The following is a 6,451-nucleotide window of genomic DNA, read 5'->3' as shown; positions in this document are numbered from 1 at the left end:
ATGCTGTAGTCAGCCGGGACCGCGGGCTCCCTTTCGGAACGGAAGATGTTGAAGGTCGGGCTTGTCTCGGGCGACAAGCCCGCGGCCTTACGCCAGGCGATGAACCGCTGGATGGTGTCCTGGAGCGTCGCCCGGTCTCCGCGGTGCTCCATGATCGCCACCGGCGTCGGGGGCACATCGCGGATCGTCACGTCGTCGTGTTCAAAGATTATCTGCATGAGCGTGTTCCTTGCTTTTTCGAGGGGCCCGAAGGCCATGAGCCACGACCCCCAGTCGGGAGATTTCCGGAACGACGAGGGCGATTGCCCGAACCGTTGCCGAAAGGCGCGGGCGAAGGCATCCGGCGCGTCGTAACCGGCATCCATGGCTATGTCGGTGACGCTTTGGGCGTCACTTTCGGCAAGTCTGTACGAAGCACGCTTCATGCGGGCGAGCTGGACATAGCGATGCACGGACACCCCGAAGGTGGACGTGAACTGCCGGTGGAAATGGTATTTCGAGAACGCCGCGACACCGCTCAACGCCTCCAGCCCCAGATCGTCATCCAGATGCTGGTCTATATGGTCCAGCACCCGCTGCATTCGAGCCTGGTAGTTTTCAAGTGCGGCCTTCAACGTCTCTTTCTCCGTGACGACACCAGTTAGGCCTTTCCGGATATGTCGCGCTCGACCGATCTTGCGATTTGGCATGGATCAACAGGGGCTGCCAGCAACGGCCTTCAGGCTCTCCCCCAAGCTTGTGCTGCCTGCTTATGACTATTTCGCTGGAACTGGCTGAGATAGCTTCCGGTGCCTTGTCGTGGAAGGGCATGTCGTAGGCGGTCCGGTGAGCAGACCTTGTGGTTGCGGCTGGCGCCATGGTGAACCGGCGGCCCAGCGGTACTCAAAAGCCGACGGCGAGCGTTTCCAGCCCATGGAAATGGTAAGTGTCCCGAAAGCGCGCCTCTTCGGCAAGATGCAGCTTCGGATGCCGTTCAAACAGGGTTTTCAGCGACACCTGCAATTCGAGCCGGGCGAGCGGCGCGCCGATGCAGAAATGGATACCGGCGCCGAAGGAGACGTTCTTCTGGTCGGCCCGGTCGGGCCGGAAGGCGAGAGGATCGGCGAAGGCGCGCGGGTCATGATTGGCCATGCCCAGCAGCAGCCCGATCGTCTGGCCCGGCTGCACGACGATGCCGGGCGCGACCTCGATCTCCTGATAGGCATAGCGCGCGAACATGTGCAGCGGCGCGTCGAAGCGCAGGCATTCCTCGACCGTTGCCGCGGTCGCCTCGGGCGAACCGAAGAAGCGGCTGACATCGCCACCTTGCATAAGGATCGAGCGGACGGCATTGCCGGTCTGATGCACGGTTGCTTCATGGCCGGCATTGAGCAGCAGGATCGCCGAGGACACCATCTCGTCCTCCGACAGCCTCTCACCGTCCTCCTGCGCCGAGATCAGCAGCGACAAAAGGTCGTCGCCGGGATTTCGGCGTCGCTCGGTGACGTAGCCACGGAGGAAATCCGCAAATTCGCGGGCGGCGCGGTTGGCCGTCTCTTCGATCGCGCGTGTGCGGCCATGCATGTACATGGCAACCATCTGGTGCGACCAGTCGAGCAGTTGCGGCCCCATTTCGACCGGGACGCCGAGCATTTCGGCAATGATGGTGATCGGCAAGGGCGCCGCGAAAGCAGGCAACAGGTCGACCGTCTTGCCTGGTTCGAAACGGTCGATCAGGTCGTTGGCCAAAGCCTCGACACGCGGCCGCAGCCGTTCGACCTGGCGCGAGACGAAGGCGCGGTTGACCAGTGTTCTCAGCCGCGTGTGCACCGGCGGCTCCAGCTCCAGCATCGAATTGGCTTCGACGCCGTCGAAGGCCCTGAGATGGCTGCGGTCCTGTCCAATGCCGCGGCTGTCTGGAATGCCGGCCGGGTTCTGCCGGCCGAAGCGGCGATCGCGCAGCAGCCGGTTGACGTCGTCGAAACCGCCAAAGCACCAGAAGCCGAATTCTTCCCAGAAGAATGCATTCGATACGCCGTGCAGGAAAGCATAGGCATCATAAGGGTTTTGAAAAAAGGCCGGCTCGTGCGGGTCGAGCCGCAGATGTCGAGTGGCTGGATCAAAGGCCAGGGCGGTAGGCGTCAATTTGCTCATGCCAGACCAATAGCGCGGCTTGCCAGCTTGGTTCCAGACCGTATGTTGGCGCCCGCAATCCAATACGTTGAGCCAGCCGACCGGCTGCGGAAAGTCTGATTTGATGAAGGTGATCGTTGTCGGCGCGGGTATTGCCGGTCTCTCGACGGCGTGGTCGCTGGTCAAGGCCGGCCACAGCGTTTCGATCGTCGAGCAAGGGCCGATCCCGAACCCGATGGCCGCGTCGGGCGACCATCATCGCATCATCCGCCGCGCTTACCGCGCGGGGACCGGCTACGGCCGGCTGATCACCGAGGCCTACCAGGCCTGGGACGAGATGTGGGCCGATCTCGGCGAAAGCCACCTCGATCCCAGAGGATTTGTCTGCATTTCGCGCGAGCCGGGCGACGAGGCCGAGGAATATCGCGAGGGTCTGGAGGAAGGCAATTTTCCGTTCGAATTGCTGGAGCCGGATGCAGCCGTGATGCGCTGGCCGTTTCTGGAAGCCGGGTCGTTTCGCTACGCCTATTTCTCGACCGAAGGCGGCGCCCTGCATTGCCGCAAGATCGCGTCGGGCCTGGCAAAGTGGCTGCGCGCCAACGGCGCCAATGTCTACGAAAATAGCAAGGTCGTCGAAGTCGACGCCGAAGCCGGCCACATCGTGCTCGAAAGCGGTGAGACCATGCAGGCCGACCGCATCGTTGTCGCCGCCGGCGCCTGGGTGCTAAAACTGTTTCCGGAGCTGGACGGCGAGCTGAAGACCTATCGAACCGCACTTGCCTATGTCGAACCGCCGGCCGACCTCGATGCGGCCTGGCAGGCGGCACCGGTTGTCCTCGATGTCGGCGGCGCGATCGACGGCTATGTGATCCCGCCCTCCGGCGGCGCCGGCATGAAATTCGGGTCCGGCCTGCACAGGGTGCCGACCAGCGACGCCGATTGGAACCGTCAGCCGGTGGCGGGCGAGGGCGAGGCGATCCGCAACCTGTTTTCGCCGCCGATCGCCCGCATCGAGGACTATCGGGTGACCGAGGTCGTCACCTGCGCCTACACTTTCACATCAGACGAAAAATTCATGGCGCATGAAAAGGGCAAATGCCTTGTTGTCTCGGCATGCTCCGGTCACGGCTACAAGTTCGGCGCGGCGGTCGGCAGGCGCGTTGCCGCTGCTGTCGGCGATGGGGATATTGCCGGCTTGAAGGCATGGCTGCGGGCGGAGGTCGCCTGAGCGCCGCCGGGGGTGACCTAATCCTGGCAATGCCTGGGAATATGCACCCGCCGCCAGCCCGATGAACCCTCGCGAACCAGCACACGACGCGCGACGGTCTGGTAGGAGGCGGGAACATCGATGATGCGCCTTTGCTCCGGCCGCACCAGCACCTCCTGGGCGATCCTGTCGTATTGTGCGGGGATGACCACGCGCCGCGTGCGTTCGGGCTGGATCACCACGGTTTTGGCAACACGTTCGTAGCGCGCCTTGTGCCAGACCTTGCACAGCACTTTGCGGCCATGGACGACGCGCCATTCCCAGGAATAGCCGCCGCCATCGATCCGGCCCGTGCGGTAGACGGTGCGGGTGACGGCCGGCACGACCTGGTAGGTCACTTGCGCCGGAACGGTCATCACGACGCGCTCGCGGGTGCCATAGATAGGGGCGATATAGTCGACCTGCTGACCGGGCGGACTGATCATCACGTCTTCATAGACCGTGTCGTAGACAGCCGGACTGCGGACCGGCTCATAACATTCGACGGCGCGGCCGCCGGCCGCCGTCTGCGAAATCGTGCCGAGCATGGTCAGGCCGGCGATGGTGAAGCATGCGGTTTTCCCGGGCATGACACTTCCCCTGTTGAACTCTACGCATAAGTTCAACGTTGAATTGTAGAGGAAGCCGTCTCGGAAAAAAGCGGTTTCGGCGCATTTCGTTAAGTGACGCGGTTAAGAAACTGCTACCTTGCGCGGCCGGCCATGCGGCTCCGGACCCGCGGAAGCATCCGCCGGCCCGAATCCTTGGTCAGAAAGCTTGATTCGACTTACCCAGATGGCTAGGAGGGGTCGGCCTTGCACAAGGATGAGCCGGCATCCTATTTACGGAATAACGATCCAGAACCGATTCTGCCCGATCTGCCGGCATTCCCGGCGCCGGAATCCCACCGCGAGATAAGAGATATCTGATGAAGAACCCCGTCGAAACCTACATGAACCTCGTTCCGATGGTGGTCGAACAGACCAATCGCGGCGAGCGGGCCTACGACATTTTCTCGCGCCTCCTCAAGGAGCGCATCATTTTCATTACCGGTCCGGTCGAGGACGGCATGGCGACGCTGGTCTGCGCGCAGCTTTTGTTCCTCGAAGCCGAGAATCCGAAGAAGGAAATCAACCTCTACATCAATTCGCCGGGCGGCGTCGTCACCTCGGGCATGGCGATCTACGACACCATGCAGTTCATCAAGCCGGCCGTGTCGACGCTCTGCATCGGCCAGGCGGCTTCGATGGGTTCGCTGCTCCTGACCGCCGGTCACAAGGACATGCGCTTTGCCACGCCGAACGCCCGCATCATGGTTCACCAGCCTTCCGGCGGCTTCCAGGGCCAGGCGTCCGACATCGAGCGCCATGCCCTGGATATCATCAAGCTGAAGCGTCGCCTCAACGAGGTCTACGTCAAGCACACCGGCAAGAGCTACGAAGAGATCGAGAAAACGCTCGACCGCGACCATTTCATGACCGCCGACGAAGCCAAGGATTTCGGCCTCATCGACAAGGTCATTTCGTCGCGCGAGGCGGCCGAAGGGGCGCTGGCATAAAGGCAAGTTGGCAGTTGGATGGCACCATCACGCGCTTTTGGCGCGTCTTGCGGCATTTCGGCCACAATTGGCTGTTCCCTCGGGGGACAGGATTGCCTACGTTAAGGCTATGTTGAGTTTCGGCGGCTTAGCTTTATGCGGGGTTGTCGCGAATCATTGCCACGTTTTCTGATTTGTGTTTCGTACGGAATGCGTTGCGGGAGCCGGGACACACTGGCGGCGGCGGATTCCCGCGATAGATAGAGTATGCGCCCTTTCAGCCAGACCATCGGCGGGCGGCCATGAAAGGACATGAAAATGAGCAAGGTCGGCAACAACAGCGGCGATTCCAAGAACACGCTTTACTGCTCGTTTTGCGGCAAAAGCCAGCACGAAGTGCGCAAGCTGATCGCCGGTCCGACGGTCTTCATCTGCGACGAGTGCGTCGAACTCTGCATGGACATCATCCGTGAAGAGAACAAGACCTCGATGGTGAAGTCGCGCGAAGGCGTGCCGACACCGCAGGAGATCCTCAAGGTTCTCGACGATTATGTCATCGGTCAGCCCTACGCCAAGCGCGTGCTGTCGGTGGCGGTCCACAACCACTACAAGCGCCTCGCACATGCCGGCAAGAACAACGATGTCGAGCTGGCGAAGTCCAACATCCTGCTGATCGGCCCGACCGGTTGCGGCAAGACGCTGCTCGCGCAGACGCTGGCCCGCATCATCGACGTGCCCTTCACCATGGCTGACGCGACGACGCTGACCGAAGCCGGCTATGTCGGCGAGGACGTCGAGAACATCATCCTGAAGCTGTTGCAATCGGCCGACTACAATGTCGAGCGCGCCCAGCGCGGCATCGTCTACATCGACGAGATCGACAAGATTTCGCGCAAGTCGGACAATCCCTCGATCACCCGCGACGTGTCGGGCGAGGGCGTGCAGCAGGCGCTCCTGAAGATCATGGAAGGCACCGTCGCCTCCGTGCCGCCGCAGGGCGGCAGGAAGCACCCGCAGCAGGAGTTCCTGCAGGTCGATACAGCCAACATCCTGTTCATCTGCGGCGGCGCCTTCGCCGGGCTGGACAAGATCATCTCGGATCGCGGCCGCAAGACCTCGATCGGTTTCGGCGCGGTCGTCGCTTCGCCCGAGGATCGCCGCACTGGCGATGTCTTCCGCCTGGTCGAGCCCGAGGATCTGTTGAAGTTCGGTCTTATCCCCGAATTTGTAGGCCGTCTGCCGGTTCTGGCGACGCTGGAAGACCTCGACGAACCGGCGCTGATCCAGATCCTGACCGAGCCGAAGAACGCGCTGGTCAAGCAGTATCAGCGGCTGTTCGAGATGGAGAATGTCGACCTGACCTTCCACGAGAACGCTCTTTCGGCGATCGCCAAGCGCGCCATCGAGCGCAAGACCGGCGCGCGCGGCCTGCGTTCGATCATGGAGGCGATCCTGCTCGACACGATGTTCGAGCTTCCCGCGCTCGAAGGCGTGCGCGAAGTGGTGATTTCGGAGGAGGTGGTGACCGGCAGTGCCCGGCCGCTCTACATCTACTC

The 6,451-nt window shown here is 62.2% G+C and carries 6 protein-coding genes; 3 read left to right on the top strand and 3 right to left on the bottom strand.

Going from position 1 to position 6,451, the window contains the following annotated elements; translation table 11 throughout:
- Together EN750_RS13505 and EN750_RS13500 are read right to left on the bottom strand one after the other, a co-directional pair.
- Window positions 1-614 (bottom strand): helix-turn-helix domain-containing protein (locus tag EN750_RS13505; RefSeq protein WP_145967625.1); only part of this gene is annotated, 614 nt, incomplete at its 3' end.
- 268 nt (window positions 615-882) lie between these two features.
- Entirely contained in the window at window positions 883-2,133 is a 1,251-nt protein-coding gene (locus EN750_RS13500) for a cytochrome P450 (protein WP_127396708.1), read from the bottom strand.
- 103 nt (window positions 2,134-2,236) lie between these two features.
- Between EN750_RS13500 and EN750_RS13495 the strand changes: the two genes are divergently transcribed.
- A complete protein-coding gene (locus EN750_RS13495; protein WP_127396707.1) occupies window positions 2,237-3,340 on the top strand; it encodes an FAD-dependent oxidoreductase in 1,104 nt (367 codons plus the stop codon).
- 17 nt (window positions 3,341-3,357) lie between these two features.
- Here EN750_RS13495 and EN750_RS13490 read toward each other — a convergent pair whose 3' ends face one another.
- The gene (locus EN750_RS13490; protein WP_127396706.1) at window positions 3,358-3,948 is read right to left on the bottom strand and encodes a hypothetical protein; all 591 of its coding nucleotides are present in this window, start codon (window positions 3,946-3,948) and stop codon (window positions 3,358-3,360) included.
- Between the two features lie 338 nt (window positions 3,949-4,286).
- Between EN750_RS13490 and clpP the strand changes: the two genes are divergently transcribed.
- Window positions 4,287-4,916, top strand: coding sequence for an ATP-dependent Clp endopeptidase proteolytic subunit ClpP (clpP, locus tag EN750_RS13485; protein ID WP_013532191.1), 630 nt, complete (start codon window positions 4,287-4,289; stop codon window positions 4,914-4,916).
- 297 nt (window positions 4,917-5,213) lie between these two features.
- Window positions 5,214-6,451: ATP-dependent Clp protease ATP-binding subunit ClpX (gene clpX, locus EN750_RS13480; protein ID WP_127396705.1), on the top strand; the 1,238-nt coding region annotated here is incomplete at its 3' end.

The sequence above is a fragment of the Mesorhizobium sp. M7A.F.Ca.ET.027.03.2.1 genome, assembly GCF_003999175.1.
GTDB lineage: Bacteria > Pseudomonadota > Alphaproteobacteria > Rhizobiales > Rhizobiaceae > Mesorhizobium.
Note: the sequence above shows the minus strand (reverse complement) of the source record. Positions and strands in the feature narration are given on the sequence as shown.

What these genes read in the sequence shown, in the direction of transcription:
- EN750_RS13490 (WP_127396706.1), bottom strand. Translation starts at nt 3,948, where the DNA reads ATGCCCGGGAAAACCGCATGCTTCACCATCGCCGGCCTGACCATGCTC.
- clpP (WP_013532191.1), top strand. Translation starts at nt 4,287, where the DNA reads ATGAAGAACCCCGTCGAAACCTACATGAACCTCGTTCCGATGGTGGTC.
- EN750_RS13500 (WP_127396708.1), bottom strand. Translation starts at nt 2,133, where the DNA reads ATGAGCAAATTGACGCCTACCGCCCTGGCCTTTGATCCAGCCACTCGA.
- EN750_RS13495 (WP_127396707.1), top strand. Translation starts at nt 2,237, where the DNA reads ATGAAGGTGATCGTTGTCGGCGCGGGTATTGCCGGTCTCTCGACGGCG.